General features: G+C 68.0%; 19 protein-coding genes and 3 pseudogenes. 9 read left to right on the plus strand and 13 right to left on the minus strand.

What is annotated here, in order from left to right; translation table 11 throughout:
• Window positions 1-11 precede the first annotated feature (11 nt).
• A complete protein-coding gene (locus tag ACFYXB_RS38205) occupies window positions 12-2,108 on the plus strand; it encodes a hypothetical protein (protein ID WP_389589592.1) in 2,097 nt (698 codons plus the stop codon).
• Window positions 2,105-2,521, plus strand: coding sequence for a hypothetical protein (locus ACFYXB_RS38210; protein ID WP_389589593.1), 417 nt, complete (start codon window positions 2,105-2,107; stop codon window positions 2,519-2,521). The genes ACFYXB_RS38205 and ACFYXB_RS38210 overlap by 4 nt, the downstream gene beginning before the upstream one ends.
• Before the next feature lie 53 nt (window positions 2,522-2,574).
• On the opposite strand, the gene ACFYXB_RS38215 is transcribed toward ACFYXB_RS38210, so the two are convergent.
• On the minus strand, window positions 2,575-2,814 hold the full coding sequence (locus ACFYXB_RS38215) for a hypothetical protein (RefSeq protein ID WP_389589594.1): 240 nt from the start codon (window positions 2,812-2,814) through the stop codon (window positions 2,575-2,577).
• A gap of 17 nt (window positions 2,815-2,831) precedes the next feature.
• Here ACFYXB_RS38215 and ACFYXB_RS38220 point away from each other — a divergent pair.
• Window positions 2,832-3,035: pseudogene (locus ACFYXB_RS38220) on the plus strand (hypothetical protein); the annotation flags it as partial.
• 100 nt (window positions 3,036-3,135) lie between these two features.
• Here ACFYXB_RS38220 and ACFYXB_RS38225 read toward each other — a convergent pair.
• The 5 genes from ACFYXB_RS38225 to ACFYXB_RS38245 form a co-directional block, all read right to left on the minus strand.
• Entirely contained in the window at window positions 3,136-3,594 is a 459-nt protein-coding gene (locus ACFYXB_RS38225; RefSeq protein WP_389589595.1) for an SMI1/KNR4 family protein, read from the minus strand.
• Window positions 3,595-4,358: 764 nt separating this feature from the next.
• Window positions 4,359-5,405, minus strand: coding sequence for an integrase core domain-containing protein (locus tag ACFYXB_RS38230; protein WP_389589596.1), 1,047 nt, complete (start codon window positions 5,403-5,405; stop codon window positions 4,359-4,361).
• A 184-nt stretch (window positions 5,406-5,589) separates the two neighbouring features.
• The gene (locus ACFYXB_RS38235; RefSeq protein ID WP_389589608.1) at window positions 5,590-5,952 is read right to left on the minus strand and encodes a prolyl oligopeptidase family serine peptidase; all 363 of its coding nucleotides are present in this window, start codon (window positions 5,950-5,952) and stop codon (window positions 5,590-5,592) included.
• Between the two features lie 364 nt (window positions 5,953-6,316).
• On the minus strand, window positions 6,317-7,282 hold the full coding sequence (locus ACFYXB_RS38240; protein ID WP_389589597.1) for an alpha/beta fold hydrolase: 966 nt from the start codon (window positions 7,280-7,282) through the stop codon (window positions 6,317-6,319).
• A gap of 203 nt (window positions 7,283-7,485) precedes the next feature.
• Window positions 7,486-8,388, minus strand: coding sequence for a LysR family transcriptional regulator (locus ACFYXB_RS38245; protein ID WP_389589598.1), 903 nt, complete (start codon window positions 8,386-8,388; stop codon window positions 7,486-7,488).
• A gap of 167 nt (window positions 8,389-8,555) precedes the next feature.
• On the opposite strand from ACFYXB_RS38245, the gene ACFYXB_RS38250 reads away from it, so the two are divergent.
• The gene (locus ACFYXB_RS38250; protein ID WP_389589599.1) at window positions 8,556-10,043 is read left to right on the plus strand and encodes an MFS transporter; all 1,488 of its coding nucleotides are present in this window, start codon (window positions 8,556-8,558) and stop codon (window positions 10,041-10,043) included.
• A 379-nt stretch (window positions 10,044-10,422) separates the two neighbouring features.
• On the opposite strand, the pseudogene ACFYXB_RS38255 reads toward ACFYXB_RS38250, so the two are convergent.
• The 3 genes and pseudogenes from ACFYXB_RS38255 to ACFYXB_RS38265 all read right to left on the minus strand — a co-directional run.
• Window positions 10,423-11,811: pseudogene (locus ACFYXB_RS38255) on the minus strand (IS1380 family transposase); the annotation flags it as partial.
• A gap of 121 nt (window positions 11,812-11,932) precedes the next feature.
• Window positions 11,933-12,697 carry a bifunctional 2-polyprenyl-6-hydroxyphenol methylase/3-demethylubiquinol 3-O-methyltransferase UbiG gene (locus tag ACFYXB_RS38260; protein WP_093931067.1) on the minus strand — a complete coding sequence of 255 codons (765 nt, stop codon included), beginning with the start codon at window positions 12,695-12,697 and terminating at the stop codon, window positions 11,933-11,935.
• Window positions 12,698-12,859: 162 nt separating this feature from the next.
• A pseudogene (locus tag ACFYXB_RS38265) lies at window positions 12,860-12,976 on the minus strand (IS5/IS1182 family transposase); the annotation flags it as partial.
• Window positions 12,977-13,289: 313 nt separating this feature from the next.
• On the opposite strand from ACFYXB_RS38265, the gene ACFYXB_RS38270 reads away from it, so the two are divergent.
• Window positions 13,290-13,829, plus strand: a complete 540-nt coding sequence (locus ACFYXB_RS38270) for a recombinase family protein (protein WP_389589600.1) — start codon at window positions 13,290-13,292, stop codon at window positions 13,827-13,829.
• Between the two features lie 27 nt (window positions 13,830-13,856).
• Complete coding sequence (locus ACFYXB_RS38275; protein ID WP_389589601.1) at window positions 13,857-14,048, plus strand: hypothetical protein; 192 nt, start codon at window positions 13,857-13,859, stop codon at window positions 14,046-14,048.
• A gap of 927 nt (window positions 14,049-14,975) precedes the next feature.
• Here the strand turns inward: ACFYXB_RS38275 and ACFYXB_RS38280 are convergent.
• Window positions 14,976-17,372 (minus strand): SpoIIE family protein phosphatase, encoded by a 2,397-nt coding sequence (locus ACFYXB_RS38280; protein WP_389589602.1) that lies wholly within the window; start codon window positions 17,370-17,372, stop codon window positions 14,976-14,978.
• A gap of 853 nt (window positions 17,373-18,225) precedes the next feature.
• Here ACFYXB_RS38280 and ACFYXB_RS38285 point away from each other — a divergent pair.
• A protein-coding gene (locus ACFYXB_RS38285; RefSeq protein WP_389589603.1) for an IS3 family transposase occupies window positions 18,226-19,406 on the plus strand; the annotation gives its coding sequence in 2 pieces (ribosomal slippage) (window positions 18,226-18,493 and window positions 18,493-19,406; 1,182 coding nt in all).
• Here the strand turns inward: ACFYXB_RS38285 and ACFYXB_RS38290 are convergent.
• Window positions 19,367-20,635, minus strand: coding sequence for a hypothetical protein (locus tag ACFYXB_RS38290; protein WP_389589604.1), 1,269 nt, complete (start codon window positions 20,633-20,635; stop codon window positions 19,367-19,369). The two genes, ACFYXB_RS38285 and ACFYXB_RS38290, sit on opposite strands and share 40 nt — an antisense overlap.
• 159 nt (window positions 20,636-20,794) lie before the next feature.
• Between ACFYXB_RS38290 and ACFYXB_RS38295 the strand changes: the two genes are divergently transcribed.
• On the plus strand, window positions 20,795-22,381 hold the full coding sequence (locus tag ACFYXB_RS38295; RefSeq protein WP_389589605.1) for an IS1182 family transposase: 1,587 nt from the start codon (window positions 20,795-20,797) through the stop codon (window positions 22,379-22,381).
• A 144-nt stretch (window positions 22,382-22,525) separates the two neighbouring features.
• The gene (locus ACFYXB_RS38300) at window positions 22,526-23,482 is read left to right on the plus strand and encodes an alanine racemase (RefSeq protein ID WP_389589606.1); all 957 of its coding nucleotides are present in this window, start codon (window positions 22,526-22,528) and stop codon (window positions 23,480-23,482) included.
• Window positions 23,483-23,692: 210 nt separating this feature from the next.
• On the opposite strand, the gene ACFYXB_RS38305 is transcribed toward ACFYXB_RS38300, so the two are convergent.
• Both ACFYXB_RS38305 and ACFYXB_RS38310 read right to left on the minus strand, forming a co-directional pair.
• Window positions 23,693-24,190, minus strand: a complete 498-nt coding sequence (locus ACFYXB_RS38305) for an HAD domain-containing protein (RefSeq protein ID WP_327129489.1) — start codon at window positions 24,188-24,190, stop codon at window positions 23,693-23,695.
• A complete protein-coding gene (locus ACFYXB_RS38310; RefSeq protein ID WP_389589609.1) occupies window positions 24,187-25,440 on the minus strand; it encodes an IS256 family transposase in 1,254 nt (417 codons plus the stop codon). Before ACFYXB_RS38310 ends, ACFYXB_RS38305 begins: the two co-directional genes overlap by 4 nt.
• Window positions 25,441-25,519: the final 79 nt, after the last annotated feature.

Consider the following 25,519-nt stretch of genomic DNA (forward strand, 5'->3'; position numbering starts at 1 on the left):
GAGTTCGACGTATGAGCGGCCAGCCGGCCCCATCCGGCCGCCCCAGCGTCTTCGCGGACGACGAACCGGTCCTGCAGTCCCTGCCGTTGCTGCCCAGGGCACGTCCACCCTTGTTCGGGGAGATGCAGACCTGGGACTTCAACGACGTACTGCGCCGCCCTGCCCGGCTCGTGCCCGGGCAATGGCGTCTGACGCTCATGCAGCTCACCGAGGTGCAGAACCTTCTCGCCCGCGAGCTGGCAATGATCGAGTTCAACCCACGCCATCCCAAGATCCTGGCCCGAGGGCTCCATCTGCAGCCTCGTCCACGCAAGGTCGGCACGGTACAGCGGCACGTCGGCATCCTGCGCGCACTGGCTACGTTCGGAGCTGGCGAAGGCCTGCCCGAGGACTTCGGCCAATGGTCAACAGCCGACTTCCACCGCTACCTCACCGACCGCCGCGAACACCTTGACCTGACCGCGGTCCGGCCCCACATCCTGACCATCAAGCTGCTGCACCGACTGGCGCCCGCGCTCACGCATGGCGGGCTCACCGCGGACCCGTGGCCGGGACAGACCGGTGCTCAGGTGCTCGAGCTGTCGCGCAACAGGCCGCTACGAACGCCCGTCATCCCGCCGCAGACCTGGTTTCCCCTCATCCACTCTGCCTGGACATATATCGACACCTTCGGTCCTGACATCCTGCGAGCCCGCACCTACTGGCGAGACCTTCAAGCAACCGCCCGTCCAGTCCCTCTATCCGAGGCACGCCAGCTGTGCGAGAAGTGGCTGGCCGACCCCTCCCACCGCATTCCGGTGTGGCTGGCGAACGACATGACGCGGAACAAGAACGCCACCACGACCGTGAACTGGTCCGTGCTGGCCACGATGATCGGCGTCGCGCAGCCCACCACCGTGTTCGCCGCAACCGCACCGCACGGACGCCAACTGCGCGCGCGTGTCAAGGAACTGGCCGCCGAGGGGCGTACGCAGAGTGGTCTGCTCTGCGACCTCACCCAGGTCGACCGGCCGGACGGCACCGCGGGGCCTTGGTGCATGAGCCTCTATCCGCAGCGCCTTTGGATCGAGTTCACAGCGCTGCGCAATGCGGCTCTGGCGTTCGTCACCGCGCTGTCGATGATGCGGGACAGCGAGGTCCGGGAAATCCTCAAGGACTCGGTCGTCGAGCACTACGGCAGCCCGGCGGTGAAGTCGACCCTGCACAAACTCAACCCCAACCTGCCCGTCAAGCACTGGTGGATCATCAAGCCGGTCGCCCAGGCCATCCAGACGGCCGCCGAGCTCTCCGTACACGACACGCTTGCCTTTGCCTCGGTACAGGCCAAGTCGCCCATCGCCCACCTGGACAGCTGCCAGGCGATCACGAGCTTCCTTCAGCACGTCAATCGCCACCGGGACATCACCGGTCTGCCGGGCATTCCCGAGCAGAAGCTGAGCCCTCACATGTTCCGACGCACCATGGCCATGCTCACCCGGGACTTCCCCGGATCGGAGATCGCCGTCGGAATGCAGCTCAAACACGCCGCAACGCGCGCACTCGCCAACACCACCACCCAGGGCTACACCGAACCATCCCCGGCCTGGGCCAGCCACCTCACCACCGCCATCAGCGAGCGCCGCTTCGAGCAGCTCAAGGAACTCTTCGACGCCGACGGACGAGGCGAGAACATCGGCTACGGCCCGGGCGCTGACCAGCTCCGCGGCGCCTTCGCCACCGTACGAACCCAGGCCGAACACCTCCGCGCCAACCAGAAAGCCCAGCGCGGAGATCTCCGGGTCGAGTACGGCCTCCTCCGCCAAGTCCACCTCACCGTGCGCTTCGGCAAGCTCAACCACTGCACGATGGACGAAGCCAACCCCGTCGGCGCCAAATGCCTCGAGGACGCCGTTGTTCCCCAAGGACATCAAGGCCCTCTCATCGACCGGTGCCAACCCGCCCGCTGCGCCCGCAGCATCATCGCCCCCGCGCACCTGCCGATCTGGACCGCCGAGCGAGCTTCCATCAAGGATCTGCTGGCCACCCCCAAGCTCCCGGCCAATCGCCGCAAGCAACTGGCCGAGCAACTCAACGAAGTCGAGCGCGTCCTGCGAAGGACCACCTCATGACCTCAGCCGAGCGTCCGAGCGTCTCACCGCGCACAGAACGCACCCTGCGCGACGCCATGGAACGGCTCTTCGCCGGCCGCCCAGCCCGCACCGACGGAAAACTCACCAAGAACAACCTCTGGCGGGAAGCCGGCGTCAGCCGCGCCACCATGAACCGCGCCACGAACGTGCTGGCCGACTGGGACAACCGCATCGGGCACAGCCCAGCCCGTGCCCAAGACCGCAAGCAGGCCGAGACCATCACCGCACTACGCCAGCATCTCCGAAAAGCCCGGACAGACCGCGACCGTCTCCAGGACCAAGTCGACGCCGCAGCAACCGTCATCGCCGCCCTGTACGCCGAGAACGCGGCTCTCCGTGAGCAGATCTCGAACCAGTCGGCGATCGTCGTACCTCTTACGCCACGACGGTGACCCCGCTCGTCATCAAGCTCAGCCGGAGATGCGCCCGCTGTCTCGTGAGACATCTAAAGATCTGGAGAACCGGGGCTGGTGTGGCCGAGTTTGGTGAGGTCGGCGGCGCGCTGCCCGGCGGGCTGGAGGTCGGCCCAGGGGTGCAGGGCGGCGCCGGTTTCGTGGGTGATGGTGCGGTGCGGTTCGGTGCGCGGGGCTGGGGGGACGTGAGGGTCGGCGCCGAGGAGGCGCTGGACGGCTTCGGGTCCGTGGTCGCGGCGGGCGGTGGCGAGGTGCTCGAGGTCCCAGGCCATCTGTCCGGTGACGGTAGGGCGTGGACCTCGTCGTCATCAAGGAGTTGTTGGGCCACGCACACATCGGCGTCACCGCCGGCGTCTACGCCCACGTCCGACTCCGACTCCGACTCCGACTCCAACGCCAACGCCGACGCCAAGCCATCGACACTCTGAACGACGCTCTCCGCCCAACCGTCGGCGGCCCTGACGCCCAGCCGGACCCGGCAACCGTCCGCTGACGTTGCCGTCACCGTTGCCGTCAAACAGCCCAGCGGCCCCCGCCGTGAATTCGACGGGGGCTGCTGATAGTCCTGCTGAACGCGCTGGCGCCCTGGTGAACTATCTCCCTACGCGAAGTCCCTCACGCGCCAGGAATTCAAGGAAGCCGGTCGCCGCAAATTGCACTTGGCCATCCTCGTGATCCCAGAAATCAACCTGGTTGGCGCAGCGGCCCTCGTGGACCGCGAAGCCCCACCAGTCACCTGTGCCGACCGGGGCCACAGCGACAAAGCTGCCATCCTTGAACTCGGCTACATTCACCCTTCTCAGGTCATCCTCCTGAGCATCAGGAGCAACGACTGGCAGAAGGTCGAGAAACAGGAACATTCCTCCACCGTGGCGCTTCATGAACTCCCTGTATTCGCTAGGGAGCTGCACCCGGAGAGATTCCTCTACCTCCAATAGTTCGGCTTCGGAAGCCACCCGGGACTCAAATACGTCAAAGCCTTCTGGACTGCTCAGACCAGCGCGTTTTGCACGAGCCGCAGACAAGTGGACTTCAAACTCTTCAAACTCCACGATTTCACCTAACCGATCAACCGGGCCAGTTGTCGAACCAGTGTTCCGGGCTGTACGTACCCCAGCCCTGCTCCTGCGACCGATACCACCAGTGCAGCTGGGTGTCTTCCCTCCGCATGTCCCCCGTAACGCCGCGATTATGCGGATTATTGCGATGAAGATTCGTTCCGGCGCCTCGGTGAAAATTCTGATCCAGCTCGTGGATCGCCGATCCGGGCATCTGGTCTCCATGGTGAAGCTCGATCCGATCCCCAATCTGATTTGGGCGAAGCCCAAGCGAGCCCCTAATAATGTCGGAACGAGTCCAAGGTCCGGAATTTCGGATTGGCGTGTCTGCTGGTCCAGCATCCGTACCGGGTCTGCAAATGCATTGCACCCCAGGAGGAGTGTCCCCGCAGTTATGAACAAGGACCGGAGTAGAGCCCGCCAGCACATAGTACGTGTGGTACTCGACCCTGCTCTACCTGCGTTTTCGCTGGTGAGCGGTTCCCGTGGTTGTGCGGGTTTTTTTTACCGTTGACGGTAAAGCTCCCCACACACCGAAGTGGCCTCACCGGAAAAAACTCCGGCGGGACGACTCTGATTTCTTCTACGGAACTCAGAGATCAAGCGTTGGAAGCATTCGAGATCAATCTGTGCGGCGAAAAGGACCGAATCGAGAAGGCGTCATAGCATTACCCTCATCCTCATGCCATTCACAGTGCGTTGCCCCGTAGCGCTTCAAAACGGCTTCACAGGCTCTGACCTGGGAGGTTGCCCCTTGATCAACTCGCCCTGTGGTTTAGATTGGAGACGGCTTGCCGCCGCTCGATCCTGGCGGCGGGGAAGGGGATGATGTTCGGGTCGTCGAGGGGGGCGAGTTGATCTCGGCCTTGGTGCGGCCGGTGTCGGTTGAAGTGGGTGGCGTACTCGTGGAGGATCTTTTGCGCGTGACCGCGGTCGTAGATCAGGAGCCGGTCTGTGCATTCCTCCCGCGCGGACCGGACGAAGCGTTCGGCGTGAGGGTTGCGGTTCGGGCTTCTCGTGGGAATCTTGGTCACGGCGATGTTTTCGCTGGCGAAGACGGCATCGAACGCGGCGGTGAACTTGGTGTCGCGGTCGCGGATGAGGTGGGTGAACTCGGCGGCGCAGTCGCCGAGTTGCCACAGGAGTTGCCGGGCTTGCTGGGTCGCCCAGGCGGCGGTGGGGTGGGCGGTGACGCCGAGGATATGAACGGTGCGGGTGTGGACCTCCATAACGAACAAGGCGTATAGACGCTGCAGTCCGATGGAGTCGACGTGGAAGAAGTCCGTTGCGAGCAGGCCGCTGGCTTGGGCTTTCAGGAATGCCGCCCACTCGCCTCGGGTCGACTGGTGTCGCGGTGCGGGTCCGAGGCCGGCCTGACGCAGGACGCGGCGGATGGTGGCTGCGCTGACCTTGTGGCCGAGGCGGCGCATTTCGCCGTGGACGCGGCGGGCGCCCCAACGGGGGTTCTCAACGCCGAGCCGGATGATCAGGTCGCGCAGCTCGTCGGATATCGGTGGCCGTCCCGGCGATCGGGGCTGGGTCCACTTCTGCTTGACCAGGTGCTGGTGCCAGGCGAGCAGGGTGCGCGGGGAGACGATCCGGTGGTCGCGCAGGATCCGCGGCAGCAGCCGGGCCAGGGCTGCGAACAGGGCGCGGTCCGGCCAGGTCGGCTTCGGGGCGTCGACCTGCCGACGCAGCACTGCGACCTCGTGCCGAAGGATCAGTATCTCGGCGTTCTTGGCGGCGGAGGATCGGCACAGCAGGACAAGCCAGGTGAAGATCCGAATGGCGAGTAGGTAGATCATCCGTACGAGCACAAGTTCCGATGATGCCGGACGGTCGTCCGGTCGGGCGCATCGGACCAGGTCAGCAGGGGTGAAGGGGTTTTGAAGCAGTACGGGGCAAATGGGGTCGGCGGCGCCTTGGAGGAGCAGGAACAGCATGGTGATGTCCTGCGGACCGGCGGCAGGCGAGCGCTCCCGGTAGCGCTCAGGCGACTGGGTGGAGGAGCCGATCAGGACTCCGAAAAGTAGGATCCGAATCCTTTGTTCCCCCGGCGGGAAGGGCTTCCAGGTCCAGTTCCGGAAACAGCAGGGCCGCGCAGGCGTACATGTCGGTGGTGACCAGGAACGCCGCAGCGGTGAAGCCACTGCCGCGGCAACCGCGGATCGCCAGTCGGCTGCGATCAGCCACTCCCTCGTCAGCAAGAGTCTGCGGCGCCGCGACACGGTCCTCCATGTCGACGGCGCCCCACTGCTCCCACAGCCGTTCGCGATACGCGCGGCCACAGCCGGGCATCCCACCGCAGTTGACGTCTGCCACGCCGATGTCGCGCGAGGTGAAATGGGCAATTTCGAGGTTCTGGCCTCAGTTTCGGATGCTGTTGGTGATCTTCGCTCGATCGAGTGAAGATCACCAACAGCATCCATTCCGTGACGGCCAGGATCGTGGTTGGAGTTCTGCAGGCCCGAAGGCCAGCACCTGATCCCGGGACGGCCGCTCTCCAGCGCATTCCGTACCGCCTTCAATGCCCCGGCGAGGCCCCGACGACCGCTCGTTCAGGGTGCGTTGGCGCTTGCCGTACACGCCTCCTGCCCGCTTGCGGCAGTCCGGGTACCGGTCTGGACGTGCGCAGTGAACACCGCCTCATCGACCGGCTGCTGGTTATCCTGGGCCTGCCCGCGCCCGGGGTTGCCGCACGAGGCCTTGCCGAACCTCAGTCGCCTGCGAAGAAGTCGAGGTAGGCCTGGGCCAGGGTGGTCGGGTTCTCGAGCGCGATGTTGTGTCCGGATGCGAGGATGACGACGCCGCGGACGTCGCGGGCCACTTGCGCGAGCTGTCTGGATACTTCGTCGCCGAGATAGTTCTGAGCGCCGACGGCCAGGACCGGGCAGCTGATCGGGTCGGCGTAATGCGGGCGGTTCTGTTCGGCGTCGGTCTGGCGGGCTCGGTACATCTCCAGGATGGCCTTGGTGCCGCCCGGCTGCTCGGCCGAGTGCACGATGTCGTCGATGTCCTCCTCGGTCAGCGCGCTGGGGTCCCACATCTGACGTCTGGCGTAGTACGTCCAGAAAGGCCGTTCCCGTCCGGCCAGCAGCAGTTCGGGCATGTGCGGCAGGCTGAAGAAGCTGAAGTGCCAGCCGGTGCGGCCGTCGTCGGCGGCGAGTGAGGGGTCTTGTTCGCCGCCCGGCAGTCCAGGGCTGGCCGGCAATCCCGGCAGGAGCGTTTCCTGGAAGACCAGTTGCTGCACCCGGGGCCGGTGGAAGGCGGCGACCGCGTAGGCGATGGCCGCCCCCCAGTCCTCGCCGGCGACGCGGAACTGGTCGAAGCCCAGGTGGGTGGCCAGTTCGGCGACGTCGCCGGCCATGGTGGCGGTGTCGTAGCCGGTCAGGGGACGCTGGGAGCCGCCGGCGCCTCGGTTGTCGACCGCGATGACGGTGTAGTGCGGGGTCAGCAGGGGCACGACGTGGCGCCAGTACGACATGGTCTTCGGTACGCCGTGCACCAGGAACACCGGCTCGCCGGCGCCGCCGATCGCGTAGTGGATCTCCACACCGTTGACTTTGGGCTTTCCGTGTGTGAGCCGGACTCCGGCGTGGTCAGTGAGGTTCATCTCGGCGACCTCCTTCTTGTCTTCGGCCATGCGGGCGCCGACCGAGTGGCGGATCTTCCGGGGCGGCATCTCTGTTCTGCAGTTGGCCCGGCGTCCACGGTCGGCGTGGAAGTTTCACCCGCTACAACCGCGCCTTCGTTGCCGCTGATGTCGCCTGCGTCGCACCTGTCTCAGATGGAGCCCATCTGACGATCAGATGGTCGCGGCATGGGCGCACCGGCGGCCGCGCCACTTCTGGGTCGACAGGGCTGCGTTGGCCAACAGGCGCCGGGTCAGCTGCCCGCGGGGTGAATACGCAGCAGCTGATCGGCGAACTGCCGGGCTGCCGGGCTGGTCTCGCCCGCCGAGGGCAGCATCAGGTAGATGTGCCTTTCCAGATGCACGCCCTCGACCGCGATCAGCCGCAGAACGCTGTCCGGTGCGGTCAGCACCGGGTACTGCAGGCCGACTGGAGCGAAGCCGATACCGACGCCTGCGCTGACCAGTTCGAGGAACAGTTCCCAGTCGCCGACCTCACAGACGACGCGGCGTTGTATTCCTTCGCCGGTGAACGCGGCGTCACTCAACAGGCGGGCCGTCCACTCCGGGGGTACCTCGACGAACCGCTCGTCGGCCAGTTGTCCGATGTTGACCTCGGTGCGCTCCGCCAGGCGATGATCGGCGCGGCAGACGAGGTGCAGCGGCTCTCGCGCCAGGCGGGTCATCCGGACGCCCGGGACCTGGCTGACCGCGGGTCCGATCACGCAATCCAGTTCTCCGGCCTCGAGCATCGAGATCATCGTCAGCGCGGGCGCGTACTGCAGGCGCAGGTCGATGCCGGGATGATCGCGAGTGAACTCGCCGAGATAGGAAGCGAACGGCACCAGATGCTGAGCGGAGAGCGAGACGCCGAGGCGCAGTGTGCCGATGAGCACGTCACGGGTGTGATGTACGGCCTCTTCCGCCTGCGCGGCGCTGGTCACGGTCCGGCGGGCCGGGCCCACCAGAGCCTCGCCGGCCGCAGTGAGCCGGACGGGCCTGGTCCCGCGGACGTAGAGGGCCGTACCGAGTTCGCGTTCGAGGGCCTGGAGCGAGTTCGACAGGCCTGACTGCACGATGAGTTCGCGCTTGGCGGCGCGAGTGACGCTGCGTTCCTCGACCAACGCCAGGAAGTGACGTAGCTGTCTGAGTTCCATCGGCCACCGCCTCTAGGCCTGAACTGCAGCACATCTGGACAGTTCCATCTGCCAGACAGATGCAGTCTATCTGTGCGCGCTGCCGCCGGACCGCCATCGAAGTTCCGGCGGGCGTGGTTGACGCCGACGAACCAGTAAGGAACACCGCCAGGACAGGGGATTCGCCCATGGCAGACCACCCGAAGAATGACGCCACGCCTCGGCACGCTGCGAGCGGCTCACAACGGACCGCGTTTGTCGTCTCGCTGATCTGCGCCGCCCAGTTCGTGCTGCAACTGGACTTCAGCATCGTGAACGTGGCGCTGCCGTCGATCCAGCGGGAGCTGGGCATGCCCGCAGCGGAGTTGCAGTGGATCGTCACCGGGTACGCGCTTGCGTTCGGATCGCTGCTGCTTGCGGGCGGCCGCCTGGCGGACCTGCTCGGCAGGCGGCAGGTCCTGGCCCTGGGCCTGGCCCTGTTCGGGATCGCGTCGCTGGCCTGCGGGCTCGCCCAGTGGCCGATCATGCTGATCATCGCCCGGATTGTGCAGGGCGCGGCCGGGGCGATGGCCTCCCCGGCCGCGCTGTCGCTGCTGACGACGACCAATGCAGAAGGGGCCGCCCGTAACCGGGCGCTGGCGATGTGGCAAGCCACCACCGCGGCGGGCGCGACCGCCGGGATCGTGGCCGGCGGGCTGCTCACCCAGTACCTCGGCTGGCGGGCGGTGTTCCTGATCAACCCGCCGGTCATCGCCATCATGCTCGCGCTGGTACCGCGACTGCCGGCCGCGAAGCGGTCCGGCAGTCGCGGCAGCGTCGATGTGCGCGGGGCGCTGCTGGTGACCACCGGCATCGCCGCGCTGATCTTCGGACTCAGCAGCGGGCAGCAGCACGGCTTCACCGCGCCCGCCACCCTCGTCACTCTCGCCCTGGCCGTGTTTCTGACCACGGGATTTGTGTTCGCCGAGAAGCGGTCCGCGGCACCCATGCTGCCTCTGTCGATCCTGGCGGAGCCGGCCCGGCGGGCCGCGATCGCGGCAATGCTGCTGATCGGCGCCATCCTGGCCGGCTACGTCTACTTCGCCTCGCTCTACCTGCAGAAGGTGCTGGGGTTCAGCCCGGTGGCGACCGGCCTGGCGCTGGTCCCGTCGACCGCCACCGTCGTGCTCGTCTCCACCCTCGGCACCCGTCGGCTGCTGGCCCGGTTCAGCATCAGGGGCCTCCTGCTTGCCGGGCTGGCCAGCATGGGCGCCGGACAGCTGTGGCTTGCCCAGATCACCGCCGGGGCCAGCTACCCCGCAGCGGTGCTGCCCGGCCTGGTGCTGACCGCGGCCGGGGTCGGGCTCGCCCTGCCGACCGCGTCGATCGCGATCACCAGCGGAGTCCGGGCCGGCGACCAGGGACTGGCCGGGGCTCTGTTCACCACCAGCCAGCAGACCGGCGCCGCGGTCGGCCTCGCGATTCTCGCCACCGCCGCTGCGGCCGCCTCTGGCCACAGCAGCTCTCTGGTGGACGGCTACCGCCTGTCGTTCCTCATCGCGACCGGTCTCGCAGTCCTCGCCGCGATCATCGTCGCGCTCCAGCTCAGCTCGAAACCCCACCGCGTTGAAGCCGAGCACCAGCACGCCGACGGACCGCCAGCCGCGCCGACCGAGGCACAGCTCGACAAGAAGTGACAGGTGCAACGGCAGCCTGACCGGCAGCGTCTGCCCGGCGAGATGTTCGCGGGGCCAGGGGCGTGTCATCGATTCGGAGTGCGACGCGGGCTCGGCTGTGGATGAGGGATCCGTCATCAAGGTCGACGCCCCCCACACCTCCACTCCGCGAACAGTCGCATCACCGAGGTTGGTGCCATCTGGCAGCCTGGCTTCGCAGACAGAGGCGATCTGGCCGGCCCGCTCGGATGTCCGCCGGACCGAAAGGAAGACCCGAATGGACAATTCAACGCCAGCGGTGACCGACCGGGCACCGATATCCGACAGCTCGCAGCATCCGCCGGATGCAGCTATAGCGCCGTCTTTGAGCACCACGAACTGTTCGTGAAGGAACTGAGGGTGGTAGTGCCGTGAGGCGGTTGAACGCGTTGATGAGTTCGTGCCGCCAGGGCCAGGTCGCGGCGATCCGCAGGCGAAGGCGGCGGCCGCCGCGAGTGATGCGGGCGGTTGCGTGGAGCAGCCGGTAGCGCAGCTTCTTTGGCTCGGCGGTGGCCAACTCTCCTTGCAGCAGCAGGGTCTGGGTCCAGGCGAGCAGGTCGGTGGCGGCGAGGGACAGCTCCAACCACGCTTGGTTGAGGGGGAAGTGGCGGGAGGGGAAGCGGCCGAAGCCGGTGGTCTTTCCGCAGCGGATGCGGTCCTCGACGCGTGCGTGCGCGCGGTGACGGACCTCCAGGTGCTGCAGCGAGCTTTCGCCGTAGGGGGTGTCGGTCAGGAAGACCTGGTGGCGCATGCCCTCGTCGAGGTCGAACAGGGACAGTTGGGCGCCGGGGTGCGGGCGTTCGCGGCGGACGATGATCCGGGTGCCGTCGGGGTAGCCGTCCAGGTCGAGCATGCCGGTCAGCTCGGCGACCTCGGCGCCGACGCGCAGGGTGCCGTCCTGCTCCAGCGCGGGGTGCCAGACCTCATCGGGCAGGGCGCGGATCGCGCGGCGGACCGGCTCGGTGACGGGATGTCCGACCGAGAAGGATGTGTGGACGCCTCGGGCGCGCAGGGCCCGCAGGTGAGCCAGGAACGCTTTGGCTCCTCCGGCGCTGTCAGTGCGGACGAGGATGGGGGTGCCGTGGCGGCGGTCGTCGGGGATCTGGGCGAGCGCCGCATCGAGGACGGTGATGTGGTCGGCGGCGGTGTTGGCGCCGGCGTTGCCTGGCCGCAGCAGTCCGGCCAGGGCTTCGCCGGTGTTGTCCAGGAAGCACAACAGCGGGTGATAGCCGAAGCGCCGCTTGTAGGTGGGTGCGGCCTGCTCTTTCTCGGAGTGGCAGGTGACCAGGGTGGCGTCCATATCAATGACCAGCCCGGGCAGGTCCCGCCCGCCGGCCTGGGCTGCGGGTATGCCGCTGTCCGTCTCGGTGGCCTGCAGCCAGGCGACCTCGCGTGCTGCAGCTCGGGCCGTGCGCAGTGCTGCCAGTGCCGTGTGGTCGATGCCGGCCAGGAGGCGCCAGGCGGTCGGGGTAGAGGCCACTGGGCCGAAGACGTCGGCCTGGTCGCGCAGTAGGGCCAAGTCGGCGATGGTTTCGCCGCCGTCGGCGAGCATCACCGCCACGTCCACCGCGATCCTGCCCGGGTTGTGTCCGGTGCCGCGTGGCCGCAGGCGGCGCAGCGCGTCGGTGAACGCGGCGGTCAGGCCGGTCGCGTCAGCGAGATCGGCCAGCAGACGGGACCCGGCATGGCTGACCACCCCGTGGCCGTCAGCCGAGACGATGAGCTTGGGGCGCGCCCCGGTAGTGTGCACGCAGAAAGTGCCTTCCTGCTGGGATGACAGAGACCTTCGACAAGCCTCATCTTCCCAGCTCAGAGGGCACTTTCGCGTTTCGGATCAAGATCCGGACACCGCGGCAAGTGAAACGCACAGGCTAGGGCATTCCGGGAGGGACGGGCTCCGCGGTACCGCGCCGCGCCACGAACACGAACTCCCTGCCCGGCCGGTCGGGTGCGTCGCGTACGTCCTCGACGACGAAGCCGTGCTCGTGCAAGTCCCGCTCGATCTCCGTACGTTCGCGGAAGCGGAGTGTCGATTCCGAGGTCAGTACGTCCCCGTCCGCAGCGAACACGTGCGTACCCCGGAAGCTCACCAGCGGCAGGCTCACGTCCGTCAGCTCGGCCCAGGTCTCGACGTGGCCGACGCCCGGGATGTCCGTCATGCGGTACGTGGTCTCGCGCGTCCACTCCGCCCACTCCTCCCACACGCGCTGCGCTGGATCGCGCGTCTCGAAGACAAGCCGCCCGCCGGGCCGCAGCGCCTCGTACGCGCCGCGCAGCGTCGTACGCCACGCCTGCGGATCGGCGATCGCCTGGGCGACGTTCCCGGTCATCGTCACCAGGTCGATCTGCATGGGTGGCAGGTCCCCCGCGTCGCCGTCGAGCCAGCGCACCCGCTCCGCGCCCGGCTTGCCACGCGCGACGTCGACGGACGCCCGCGCGGGATCGATCCCGGTGACCGTAATCCCGCGCTCGGCGAGCAGCAGCGCGAACACGCCCGTACCGCACCCGATGTCCAGCACGGACCGCGCGCCGAACTCCTCCGCCATCGCGAGATACGCGTCGAGATCGCTGCGGTCCGGATCGAGTGGGTCGTAGATGGCGGCGAGGCGCGGATGCCCGAAAGTTGCGTCAACCATGGAGGCGAACGTATGTGGCCCCGAGCCCGCGCGGCCACTGCTTTTGCGGGTTACGGCGCCAAGCGGGCGCGGCGAAGTGCGCCGCTGATCCCGGCGCCCCTATCGGGCACGGCCGTACCGAAGCGAACCTCGGCCAGGCCGTTTAGGAGTTGTCTTCAAATGTCACGCCCACATCAGGAGCGAGGCGAGGGTGACGGCCGCTTGGTAGGACTCGGCGGTCTTGTCGTAGCGGGTCGCGATGCCACGCCACTGCTTGAGGCGGTTGAAGCACCGTTCAAGGAGCAAGCCGCAGTGCTGACATAGGCGAAGGCTGGATGGGGAATGCCCCGGTCATAGGGGTTGATGCCCTGTTGGCGCTGGTCGGAACGGTCCGGCGGCTTCGGGAGGGACAGGGCGAGGCAGACGAGGGGGGTGGGTCGCGATGGCTGGAGAAGACACGGCCGTGCCCCCCAGTCCGGAACCGCGTCAGCGGGTCCGCCGAGGTGGGAGTCCTTCCCGGAGGTGAACCGGGTGGTGGTGCAGCGCTTACTGGGCCTGCTGGTGGAGCGGATGGCGACGGCGATGCCGCCCAAGGGCTCGGGCGGGGGTGTGGATGATGACGGCGGTGGGGCTGTCGTGGGAGCGCCTGGAGGGCAAGGTCCAGCCCTGGCACCGTGACCGGTTCGCGGCAGTGTATGTCCGGCAGTCCATTGCCGGGCAGGTGAAGGACCATCAGGAGTCCACGCGGCTGCAGTACGCCCTGGTCGAGCGGGCGGTCGCGTTGGGGTGGCCGTCGTCGCGGGTGCTGGTGATCGACGAGGATCTCGGGCACTCCGCGTCCGGGATCGATGCGCGGCCCGGCTTCCAACGCCTGGTCTCCGAGGTCGGGTTGGACCACGTGGGGATCGTGCTGGGCATCGAGATGTCCCGGCTGGCTCGCAGTGGCCGCGAGTGGCAGGAACTACTTGAACTGTGCGCCCTGGCGGGGGCTCTGCTCGGTGACCCGGACGGCGTCTATGACCCCAGCGATCACAACGACAGGCTGCTGCTGGGCCTGAAGGGAACGATCAGCGAGGCGGAACTGTGTGCGGCGCCAGCGGTCAGCGATCGATGCTGGTCATGTTCGCCTCGTCGTGGCGCTCGCCCGCGATGACGCATCATGTGGAGTGCGTGGCGATCCTTGAACCTGTCGCGAAGGGTTCCCGCCCAGACCGCAAAGCGCTCCCCGGAGTTCGCCGACGCCTACCAGCGCATCGCCCGACGCCGCGGCAAGAAGATCGCCACCACCGCCATTGCCCGCAAACTCCTCACCCGCGCCTGGCACCTCCTGCGCGAGCAGGCCGACACCCCGCACGGCAGGAAGCGCCGATGACTACAGAAGCCCACCACACCTCCCGCCAGGCGGCGGAGCACCGACTCCGGGTGCGCTCGCAAAACCGCATGAGCAGGCCCTGCCGCGCTCGATGACCTGACTGAGCAGCCCGGATCCCCGGACCACGGTCATGGCGCCACAGCCCGTCGGGCCACGGTGCCGAATGGGTGCATGTGAGATCTCTGAGATGACCACGCGCGCTCCGGGGGACGAGACAACCGTCGTCGTATCCAATCGCCTGGAACAGCTCCCACGCCGCAGCGCAAACACAAACGCCGCAGGCCAGGGACCGTACGCCCTTGACAGGGCCGGCCCTCATGGGTGCGGTCATGAGCATGGTCGGCCGGCAAAACGACACGGTCATGAAGGTGCAGGGGACGGTTCAAGCCCTGGTGCTACTGGGGCTGCTCGGGCGCTTGCGCATGTTCGGTCGTGCAGTCTTCGATCCAGCGGGCGATAACACTTGTGTGTGGGCGTCACAGCTTCGGGGCCGCCGATCAGTCAGAGCCGCTCGCAGGCCCGGCCGGCCCATGGTGGGTGAAGCCCGGCGCAACGCCGTCGAGGTCGCCCTTGACAGCCCGAGGCTACGGCGAGATCGAGATGAGGAGTAGCTTCTCGAAGTCGATCCGGGCTTCGGTCTCACCCGTCGCATCCTGTGCCGATGCGGGCGAGCACGGCCGCACTGGTGTCCCGTCCCGAGACGATGTGCATCGCCCGGGCCCTGGCCACCGGGAACGCCAGCGGCTGCGCGGCGCCTGGCAGCACAGCGATGACCAGATGTCCCTGGCCCCTGCTGCCCGCTGACGGGCGGCCCACGTTCCAGGCCCCGTTGTCTTGAGCGGGCCCTTCTCATGCCCCCTTGACCGGGCCCTGAAAGGCCAAACGCATGAAGCCCGACTTCAGCAACGACCCCGAGACCGCAGCGATTTACCGCCCGCGTGGCAACGGCAGTTCGGCCCAGACACACTTGCCGTTCGGCGTCTCCCGGGAACCGAAACGGGAGGCGAGCGTAGCGACGATCGCCAGACCACGGCCGTCCTCGTCGGTCGGTCCGGCGCTGCGCGCCCGCAGCGTGTTGAGGCTGCGGTCGAAGACCTCGCACACCAGCACCTGGTGGCGGATCAGGCGCAGCTGCACCGGGCCCACCGCGTGGAGCACGGCGTTCGCGAGCAGTTCGCCGATGATCTGCTCGGCGGCGGGCACGAGCCGTTCCAGCCCCCAATCCGCCAGCGTCCGCACGGCCGCGGCGCGGACGCTGGCGACGGCCGCGGCGTCGGCGGCCAGCTCCCACCCCATGACCTGCTCCGGACCGAGCGAGCGGGTCCGCGCCAGAAGCACCGCGACATCGTCGGACTGCTCTCCGGTCGTAATGGTGCCGACGACCGCGGAGCACAGGTCCTCCAACGGGGCCCCCGGCCGCTGGGTGAGGGCGCAGCACAGACGGTTCAGCCCGAAGTCGATGTCGCGGTCACGGGTCTCGATGAGACCGTCCGTGTAGAGGACGAGCACGCTTCCCTCGCTCAGCTCGTGCTCCACGGCCTCGAAGGTCCGAGTGCCCACGCCTAGCGGCGCCCCCGGGGGGACGTCGAGCAGCGTGACGGCACCCGAGGGGTCGACGAGCACAGGCGGCGGGTGGCCGGCCCGCGCCGCGGTGCACCGATGACTGACCGGGTCGTAGACGATATACAGGCAGGTGGCCCCCATGATCGTGGTGGGCATGGTCTGAGCTTCGACTTCCTCCGCCGCGAGACGGGCGAGCAGGTCGTCGAGGTTGGCCAGCACCCCGGCGGGGGGCAGGTCCAGCGCGGCGAGAGTGATCATCGCGGTGCGGACCCGACCCATGCTCGCCGCGGCGTTGAGGCCGTGGCCGACGACGTCGCCGACCACCAGGGCAACCCGGGCGCTGGACAGCTGGATCACGTCGAACCAGTCGCCACCAACGCCACCCCGCGTGTCCGACGGCAGGTAGCGCCACACCACGTGCACGGCGCTCCCGCCGCTCAGATGGCGCGGCAGCAAGTCGCGCTGCAGCGTCAGGGCTGCGGTGTGCTCGCGGGCGTAGCGGCGTGCGTTGTCCAGACTCAATGCCGCCCGGCTGACCAGTTCCTCCGCGACCAAGCGATCGTTCTCGTCGAACGGCACCGGATTCTCCGTACGGACGAGAACCGCGACGCCCAGGATCTCGCCGCGGGCGTGGATCGGCACGATCAGCAGGCTGCGCATACCGAGGGTGATGATTCTCTCGCGCCGTCGCGGGTCGTGATCCAGCCACGTGCCGGGAGAGGCGTCCAGGACGGGCTCCAGGTGGGACCGCCCGGAGGAAAGGACCTCGATGAAGGGCGAGTGCGGGGGGACGAAAACCGGTTCGCCACGCGGCCACAGGGACTCCGGTATGCCCTCGTGGATCGACGCCACGCCCCCGCGGTGGAACGCAGGGATACCGCCCTCGCCCGTCGCGCCGAGCCGTGCGAGCGGCTGGTCGCCGACTTCGACCGCGTCCGCGAGGTCGATGGTCACGTAGTCAGCCAGCACCGGCACTAGGACGTCCGCCAGGTCCTGCGCGGTCTGCATGATGTCCAGGGTGGTGCCGATGCGGGTGCCCGCCCGGCTCAACAGCGTCACCCGCTCTCGCGCTCGCCGCGAGCTGGTGACGTCCACGTTCAGGGAGCACACCCCAGGCTCGCCGTCCCGCGCGTTCTCCACCGGGTACACCGACAGCGCGTACGTGCGACGCCGACGACGGTCCCGCTGGTCCAGTTCGTGGTCGATCATCGGAACGCCGGTCTCCAACACCTGCCGCAGCAGTGCCCCGACCTGGCCGGTGTCCGCGTACAGCGGCGACTCCTCCAACGGCCGGCCGAGCCGCTCCTCCCGGGAACTTCCGTAAGCCCGCGCGAGGGCCTCGTTCAGCCACGCCATGCGCAGCTGCGAATCCCAGACCGCCATGGGGAAGGGACAGTTCTCCGCAACCGACACCGCCGGCGTCGATTCAGCCGCCCCGATCACCGAGACCAGCCAGTCCACGGTCCCTTCCGCCCCCGGCAGCGCGGACACCCGCAGGCTCACACCCACCGCCTGCCCGTCACGACGGCGCAGCGCAACGCGCCCCGACCACTCATTCTCGAACCAGCCCCGGGCCACACTCGGGGACGCCAGCAGCGTCCGGGCCGGCCGCCCCAGAACCTCCTCGGCCCGATAGCCGAGCAGCTGCCACGCGGCGTCCGTCCACCGTGTCACCGTTCCCACCGGGCCGACCACCGCAAGCGCCGCGCCAGCGTTCCCGAACGCCGGACCGGCATCGGACGCTGTGTCAAGGTCGGCCACTTTTCCACGCTAGGTCTGCCGTGTGGCCCCTGCAACCGTCGCAGAGCCTGTGCGGACCTTGTACTGCACCGGGGCCCGTCACAGCCCAGAGTCACCCGGCTATGGTCTGTTGAAGGTCTCGCACGCCACGTTGTTGAGGGTGTCTTGCAGGCAGATGTACAAGAAGTCCGCTCCGTCGACGGTGTCCGCGGGGACGGTCACCGAGATGCTGATCGACTTGCCGCACACCGGTTTGGTAGTGCGCTCGCTCAGCCGTGTGTAGTCGGGGCCGCCGTCGGAGCGGTAGGCCGCAATGTAGGTCTTGCGGCAGCTCGATGTACTGACCGATTTTTGCTCTCCGCTGAGCTGGACTGAGCTCTAAGCCATTAAACGAGGCTTCGCGTCCGCCATCAGGCCCGCCTCCAAAGACCTCCACGGACGGCCCGAGTACCCGAAGGGCAAGAGCTTGGGACAGTTCCTCGAACCGGTGCGGTCCGAGGTGGGTGAGGGCGTAGTCGGTCATGGCGAACATGGTGCTGCACGGCACTGACAATGAGACTCTGCGTCTCGCGGCGGTGGACGGCCTGGTCCCGAGCCGTGATGCGCGCCGACACGCCGTTCAGCGGCGGATTCCTGCGGCTCGCTTGGAGGCGACGTTTCTTGCCTTCTGTTCGCTGGTGGTGTTGTGCTCGCCGGTGAGTGTCCTGGCGATGGCGCGTGCTTGTGCGCGCATCGGCTGGACTGCGTGCCCGAGTGCCTCGGCAGTGTCAGTGTCGGTGTGGTCGTGAACAAGAGATGCGAAGTTGGGCGTTTCCCCTTGATCGTGGACACCCTGATCATTGGATCGTGATGATCCATAGGACAGGAGTTCCCGTTGGGGACGTCGAAGTACTCGTCTGAGTTCCGGGCCGATGCCGTCGCGCTGTATCACTCGAGCCCGGGTGGGACGTACGCGTCGGTGGCCAAGGACCTGGGCGTCAATCACGAGACGCTCCGCACGTGGGTGCGGGATGCCGAGCAGGCCGCCCGGCCCGGGGCGGTGGAGGCCACCGCGATGGAGAAGGAGAACCGGCAGCTGCGGGCGCGGGTGAAGGAACTCGAGCTCGAGCGGGAGATCCTGCGGAGGGCCGCGAAGTATTTTGCGGCCGAGACCAGCTGGTGAGCAGCCGCTTCCAGTTCGTCGAGGATCACCGTGGCGCCTTCGGCGTCAAGCGGCTGTGCCGGATACTCGCGGTCTCGCGGTCCGGCTTCTACCGGTGGCTGGCTGGCGCATCCGTGCGGGCCGGCCGGGCGAGGGCGGATGCCGAGCTCGCCGAGCACATCAACCGGATCCATCAGGAATCGGACGGCACCTACGGAGTCCCGCGCGTCACCGCCGAGCTGAAGGACTCCGGTCGGCGGGTCAATCACAAGCGGGTCGAGCGCGTCATGCGCAAGTTCCACATCGTCGGGCTGCACCTGCGCAAGAAGGTCCGCACCACCATTCCCGAGCCGTCGGCGACACCGGTGCCGGACCTGCTCCAGCGGGACTTTGCTGCCCAGGAGCCGAACACCAAGTACGTGGGAGACATCACCTATCTCCCGATCGGCAACGGCCAATTCCTTTATCTGGCAACGGTGTTGGACCTGTGCTCGAAACGCTTGACGGGCTGGTCGATCGCCGACCACATGCGGACCTCGCTGGTCACCGACGCGCTCAGGGCCGCAGCGAGGGCCCGCGGTGGGGACGGTCTGCGCGGGGCGATATTTCACAGCGACAACGGGGCGCAATATGTGTCGAAGGAGTTCGCCCAGGTCTGTGACGAGCTCGGCGTGACCAGATCACGCGGCGCGGTCGGCACAAGTGCGGACAATGCCGCCGCGGAGAGTCTGAACGCGACCATGAAACGCGAGACGCTCCAGGGACGCAAGCGGTGGAACGGGGCCCGTGAGGCCCGCCTCGCGGTCTTCCGATGGGCGACCCGCTACAACACCCGCCGACGGCACTCCCGCCTCGGCCAGATCAGCCCGATCACCTACGAACAGCGATCAACTACGCTGGCCACCGCCGCATGACAACCGGTGTCCACAATCACGGGGAAGGCCCCGTTTTCCACGAACGCTGCTGGCGCGCTGTCCGGATGTGACTCCGCCAGTGTGCGGATCATTGTGGCTGCTCGATGCAGTGCATCGTGGCCTTCGGCGGCTGTTGTGAGCGCAGTGGTCCACACGGCCGTCGGGTCGGGGATGCCCTTGACGGCCTTCTGAGCCCGATCAGGCTGCCACGCGGGAGCCTCCAGCAAGTCCTCGACGAACTGGTTGACAGCGGCCGATGTCTCGTGGGCCTCCCGGAGGAGCTGTAGGACGCTTTCCAGGTCCTCGCCGGCGAGTTGCAACGCACCGAACAGTACGGACGCGGGAGCTTCTTCGGCTTGCCGCGCCAGTTCCGGGCAGCGTCCTCGTTCGCCTGCCAGCAGTCGGGCGCGATGGTTCTCGTTCAAGGCGACCCAGAGCCGCGGGGCCGCCTCCCACGGTGAATCGGCGGCAGGGTCAAGGAGATGCTCCCAAAGCAGTGGTGTCAGATGCTGCGCTGCCGCGTGAGGAGCCAAGAGGTCGTCCCGGCCTGCCGCTCGCAGGACGAGATTGCGCTCGGGAGAGGCGAGGGTGCCCCACTGCTGCGCGATCCAGACCAGCCACTGGTCGTTTACCGCGGGTTGGTCCGCATAGTGGGCAGCGAAGACCATGGCTGGGCCGGGTTGGCCCGCATTGATCCACTGCTGCACTCTCGCCAGTGCGTTGGCCAGTTGCTCGTCTCGTACGACAGGGTCACTGAAGAGTTGGTGCAACAACCCGGTCATCAGCACTGCGTGCGCGGTGGCCTGAGGCGGGATGGCGTTGATGATCCGTGCGGCGAGGGCCGGAGCCTGAGTTGCGCCCTGCTCGGTGGACAGCAGATAGGGAAGGCTTTCGCGGGAGAAGTCCCCTGCGGGAGGCTCTGCCTCCAGGCCAGCGGTGAGACCGTCGATGACCCGGGTGGTGGCTTCAGCGGTTCCCGGGTCGGTGCTGTCCTTGGCGGCGTGGAGGAAGTTGATCAGGGTGGTGCGCAGCGCTGGGTCGATGGTGGGGGCGGGGGAGCGCTGCGGGTCAAGCTTGGCGGCCAGTGCTGCCGCATAGCGGGCCAAGTCCGGCTCGGGGAGCAGTGGGACCAGTTCGGCCGTGGCCTGAGCGAGTTCCTGGCTCGTGTCGGCGGTCTCGGCGAGCGCGTCGATCGTCAGGTCGATGGCAGTGCGATTGGTGGTCGCCACCCAGTGCGGGAGCCAGGAGCGCAACAATGCAGCGGCCTTGTCGGCTTGGACATCGTCCTGCTCCTCTCGAAGCGTCGAGGCGACTTGGTCGGCTAGAAGACTGCTGAAAATCTCGGGTTCTGGCCCCGACTCGGCCGGGTCGGGGCCAGTCTTGTAGGCATGCAGGGGGAATGGGCTGGAGAGTTGGTCGGGCCGGATGTGTGGGAGACCTGCCGGGAGTTGATCCCGGCGGGGAGCGTGTTCGCGTTCCTGGCCGAGCACCGGGAAGCACTGTTCCCGCCGTCGATGTTCGCGGACATGTATCCGTCGTCCAACGGGCGGCCGAGTCTGCCGCCGCAGGTGCTGGCCGCGACCGTGGTTCTGCAGAGCCTGCAGGGGCTGTCGGATTTCGAGACGGTCCAGGAACTGCGGTGCGACCTGCGGTGGAAGGCCGCCTGCGGGCTCGGCCTGTACGACATGGCGTTCGATCCGTCCCTGCTGACGTACTTCAGGCGCCGCCTGCGTCACTCGGCCGATCCGATGCGGATCTTCACCAAGGTCAAGGACGTGGTGGCCGCGACCGGTGTGCTCAAGGGAAAGCAGCGGCGGGCGCTGGATTCCACCGTGCTCGATGACGCGGTGGCCACCCAGGACACCGTCACCCAGATCATCTCCGCGATCCGGCGGGTGATCCGGGAGGTTCCCGGTGCCCAGGAGGTGGCTGCCAGTCACTGCCGGGCGCACGACTACACCGATCCGGGCAAGCCGAGGATCGCCTGGGACGACGAGTCGGCCCGCGCCGTGCTGGTCGACGCGCTGGTCACCGACGCCCTCAACCTACTGGGACGTCTGCCCGAGCAGAACCTGGGCGAGAAGGCTGCGAACGCGGTGGGCCTGCTGGCCCTGGTCGCCGGGCAGGACGTGGAACCGGCCGAGGACTCCGACGGACGCGACGGACGCTGGCGCATCGCCCGGCGCACGGCGGTGGACCGGACCGTGTCCACTGTCGATCCCGACGCACGCCACATCCACAAGAACCGCACCCGCCACCAGGACGGCTTCAAAGGACATGCGTCCTTCGAGCCGGAGAGCGGGCTGTTCACCGCCGTTGCTGTCACCGGCGGCTACGGGCCCGACAACCACGAGGCCGCCGTCGCCGCCGGCCTGCTCGCCGACGAGGAGCAGGACGCGGAGTTAACCGTGCTCGGCGATTCCACCTACGGCACCGGCGACCTGCGCGCACAGTTGCAGGCCGACGGCCACTGCCTGGTGATCAAGCCGCCGCCGCTGCGGCATGCGGTCCCCGGCGGCTTCACCGTCGACGACTTCCGCATCGACACGGTCGCCGGCACCGCGACCTGCCCGGCCGGACACACCGCCAACCTCGGCCAGGTCAAAGTCGACGGCGCCCGCACCGCCCAGTTCAAGCGCGCCTGCACCGGCTGCCCCCTGCGCGAGCGCTGCACCACCTCCAAGACCGGACGCACCCTCAACGTCCACCCCCAGCACGAACTGCTGTCCGCCGCCCGGGCCCAGGCCGCCACCGATCCCGCCTGGCAGGACGAATACCGCAGATGGCGGCCCCCGGTCGAACGCGCCATCGCCTGGCTGGTCGCCAAGGGCAACCGCCGAGTCCCTTACCGAGGCGTCATCGCCAACAACATCTGGCTCCACCACCGGGCCGCCGCCCTCAACCTCCGCCGACTGATCAACCTCGGACTCACCCGGGCCGGCGACACCTGGCGCCTCGCCCCGGCCAACGCATAGCGAAAGGGGCCGCCCGGCCTACAACCGGACAGCGCCCCCGCAAGATTTTCAGCAGTCTTCTAGGTGGACGGCGATGGTGGAGGACGCGGGCAGAGACTGACCGCGTCCTTCGTCGTGCCCCCATTCATCCGTGGGAATCTCCACATGGCCGAGGAGTTCCAGGGCAGCCTGGCGCATGTGCTCGCCAGCACCCAGGCAGTCCAGCAGGCCGAGGATGACGGGGCGCCCCCATCTGTGGCGGGAGGCACCGGACGAGATGATGTCGGTGACTTCCGGCAGTGGGGCGTCGTGGTCGGCGGCGTAGGTGAGCACGAAGGCATAGGCGCTCGTGGGCCAGGTGGCCAGCGCGCCGTCCAGGGGTACCGCGAGCTGGCCCGGAGCACCGGCCGGACCATCCCGGTACTGGTGGAGGTCGATACCGGCATGAACCGGGTGGGTGCCGCCCCCGCCGCCGTCGTCAAGCTGGCCGAGGAGGTCTCCCGGGCCCCCGGGCTGGAGTTCCGCGGGGTGATGACACACGCCGGACACAGCCACGACGCGTCGGACGAACTCGGCATCGAGGCCGTGGGACGACAGGAGGCCGCCGTGATGGGTGGCGTCCGGGAGGATCTGGAAGCCGCCGGGCTGGACGTTCCGGTCGCCTCCGCGGGGTCCTCCATCACCTCCGCCTACCTCACCGCGGCCGACGGCATCACCGAGATCCGCCCGGGCACCTACGTCTACAACGACCTCCGTATCCTGGGGCGCCATGCCTGCACCCCCGACGCCCTCGCCGCGACCGTGCTTGCCACCGTCGTGAGCACCTCGGGCCGGCGCATCACGATCGATGCCGGCAGCAAGACGCTGACGCCGACCAAGGACGCCACTTACGGGTACGGCCACCTGCGCCACCGTCCGGGAGCGGTCTTCACCCGGCTGTCCGAGGAGCACGGCGTGCTGGACGCGCGGGACGACCTCTCGATGCCCTCCATCGGGGACAAGGTGCAGGTGCTGCCCGTCCACGTCTGCGTCTGGATGGACCTTCAGGCCGAGGTGTACGGGGTCCGCGGCGGCCGCGTCGTGGAGCGGATCACCGTCGATGCCATGCGCCATAGCCTGTGAAAACCCTCGCATGCGGCCCCTCCTGTACCGCCGCCCAACGTCGGGGAGCGGCACCGGGCCGCCGCTCCCCGGCCCGTTTCCGCAATCACCACCCGAGAGCCGAGGACGCCGTCCGATGACCGCATCCGAAATTCCGCAGGCGACCATGCTGCTCAGCGGACCCGACATCAGAGAGTAACTGTCAAATCCTGTGGATCATCGCGGAGAACCTCAAGCCAGTTGTAGCCATTGATCGAGGACTGCGAAGTCCTGGTCGGTGAGGCCGCGGGACGACGCGACGCGATGGAGGATCGCCTGTGCGGGGTGGTGGGTGGATACCCAGTCTCGGTCGGCGTCGGTGATCTCGTCGTCGACCCAGGCGAACGGGCGTCCGTCCGCCCACGCGACGAGGGTTCGGGTCTTCCAGTGGAGCCCGAACCACTGGTCTTCGCGTTCGTGGGCGGCTGAGGGCTCTGGCCAGTTCACGACCGGCAGCTGCGGCAAGCCGAGCCGCGGTGCCAGCTCGATATTGGCCTCTTCTTCCCAGGTGGTGGCCCAGACCAGGTCGCACGGTAGCGCCGCGAGCCGCGGCCCGATCTGCGGGTCGAGCCGCGCCAGGTGCGAGTTCGATGCGGTGCCCGCCAGATCGTGCTGCGGGCCGTCACCGAACGGCAGGAGCGGCCCGTCGACGTCCAGGAAGAGCAATGGACGGTTCCCGTGCCTGGTCATGCTGCGCTCACTTCGGGACGCTCGACGAGGTAGCCGTTCTGGAATGTGGCGCCGTTGCGGACGAGGGCGACGAGGTGGGGTGCGGTGATCGCGCGCCAGCGGGCCTGGGCGGACTCGGCGAGCTTGAACACCATGGCCAGGGCCGCTGCGGGGCTGCCAGCTCCGCGGGTGACCCGGGTCCTCAACTTGACGGTGCTGAAGGTGGATTCGATTGGGTTCGTCGTCCTGAGGTGGACCCAGTGTTCGGCGGGGAAGTCGTAGAACGCCAGGAGTTCATCGGCCTCGTCGGTGACCTTCTTCACCGCCTTGGGCCACTTCGCGCCGTAGGCGCGATCGAAGTCCTTGACGGCCTTCTCGGCGTGGTCACGGTCTTCGGCGTTGTAGATCTCCTGCAATGCCTTCTTCGCTCCGGGATGGGCCGACTTCGGTAGGGCGTTGACCACGTTCCGGGTTTTGTGAACCCAGCACCTTTGGTGCCTGGCCTGCGGAAGCACCTCCGTAAGAGCCCGCCACAGGCCCATCGCGCCGTCACCGACCACGAGCTCGGGGGCCCGCATGCCGCGCCGCCGGCAGTCACGTAGCAGGTCGGCCCAGGACTCGGTGGACTCGCGCAGTCCTTCGGCGAGCGCGACGAGCTCCTTGCGGCCGTCGGTGCGCACTCCCATGAGGACCAGGACGCAGGAGCGGGCCTGGCCGAGGCGGATCTTGGGGTGGACGCCGTCGGCCCACATGTAGACGTAGTCGGATTCCGACAGGTCGCGGGCTTGGAAGACGGCGTGGTCATCGCTCCATTGCTTGGTCAGCCGGGTCACGGTGGCCGGCGAGAGCCCGGCCGAGCTGCCGAGGAACTGCTCCATGGCGGGCACGAAGTCGCCGGAGGACAGTCCGTGCAGGTAGAGCAGGGGAAGGACCTCGCTGATCTTCGGGGACTCCCGGCACCAGGGGGCCAGGATCTTCGACGAGAACCGCTCGCGCTCGCCCGTGGCGGCGTCGACGCGCTTGTCGTTCACGCGCGGCGCCTTGACCGGGACCGGGCCGGCGGCTGTGGTCACGGTGCGCTCGCGGTGATGGCCGTTGCGGACCACCAGCCGGCGACCGGCTTCGTCCCGCTGGTCGGCCAACTCGGCTATGTACTGGTTGACTTCGGCTTCCAGGGCCGCGGCGAGCATCCGCCGGGCGCCCTCGCGGACGATGTCGTCTATCAGGGAGCCGGTCTCGGTGGTTCCGTCGTTGTTCACTACGCTGAGCAGTCGGGTAGCTCCGGGGCATTGCTGCACCGGAGCCCCCTCAGAACCGGACGTGCGAGTCATCCCCGCATCCGGCTCAAGC

The sequence above is a fragment of the Streptomyces sp. NPDC002619 genome (genome assembly GCF_042889305.1).
In the GTDB taxonomy this organism is placed as follows: Bacteria; Actinomycetota; Actinomycetes; order Streptomycetales; family Streptomycetaceae; genus Streptomyces.

What these genes read in the sequence shown, in the direction of transcription:
- ACFYXB_RS38295 (WP_389589605.1), top strand. Translation starts at nt 20,795, where the DNA reads ATGCAGGGGGAATGGGCTGGAGAGTTGGTCGGGCCGGATGTGTGGGAG.
- ACFYXB_RS38210 (WP_389589593.1), top strand. Translation starts at nt 2,105, where the DNA reads ATGACCTCAGCCGAGCGTCCGAGCGTCTCACCGCGCACAGAACGCACC.
- ACFYXB_RS38230 (WP_389589596.1), bottom strand. Translation starts at nt 5,405, where the DNA reads ATGATCTACCTACTCGCCATTCGGATCTTCACCTGGCTTGTCCTGCTG.
- ACFYXB_RS38270 (WP_389589600.1), top strand. Translation starts at nt 13,290, where the DNA reads ATGATGACGGCGGTGGGGCTGTCGTGGGAGCGCCTGGAGGGCAAGGTC.
- ACFYXB_RS38245 (WP_389589598.1), bottom strand. Translation starts at nt 8,388, where the DNA reads ATGGAACTCAGACAGCTACGTCACTTCCTGGCGTTGGTCGAGGAACGC.
- ACFYXB_RS38205 (WP_389589592.1), top strand. Translation starts at nt 12, where the DNA reads ATGAGCGGCCAGCCGGCCCCATCCGGCCGCCCCAGCGTCTTCGCGGAC.
- ACFYXB_RS38260 (WP_093931067.1), bottom strand. Translation starts at nt 12,697, where the DNA reads ATGGTTGACGCAACTTTCGGGCATCCGCGCCTCGCCGCCATCTACGAC.
- ACFYXB_RS38300 (WP_389589606.1), top strand. Translation starts at nt 22,526, where the DNA reads ATGGCCGAGGAGTTCCAGGGCAGCCTGGCGCATGTGCTCGCCAGCACC.
- ACFYXB_RS38305 (WP_327129489.1), bottom strand. Translation starts at nt 24,190, where the DNA reads ATGACCAGGCACGGGAACCGTCCATTGCTCTTCCTGGACGTCGACGGG.
- ACFYXB_RS38215 (WP_389589594.1), bottom strand. Translation starts at nt 2,814, where the DNA reads ATGGCCTGGGACCTCGAGCACCTCGCCACCGCCCGCCGCGACCACGGA.
- ACFYXB_RS38240 (WP_389589597.1), bottom strand. Translation starts at nt 7,282, where the DNA reads ATGCCGCCCCGGAAGATCCGCCACTCGGTCGGCGCCCGCATGGCCGAA.
- ACFYXB_RS38250 (WP_389589599.1), top strand. Translation starts at nt 8,556, where the DNA reads ATGGCAGACCACCCGAAGAATGACGCCACGCCTCGGCACGCTGCGAGC.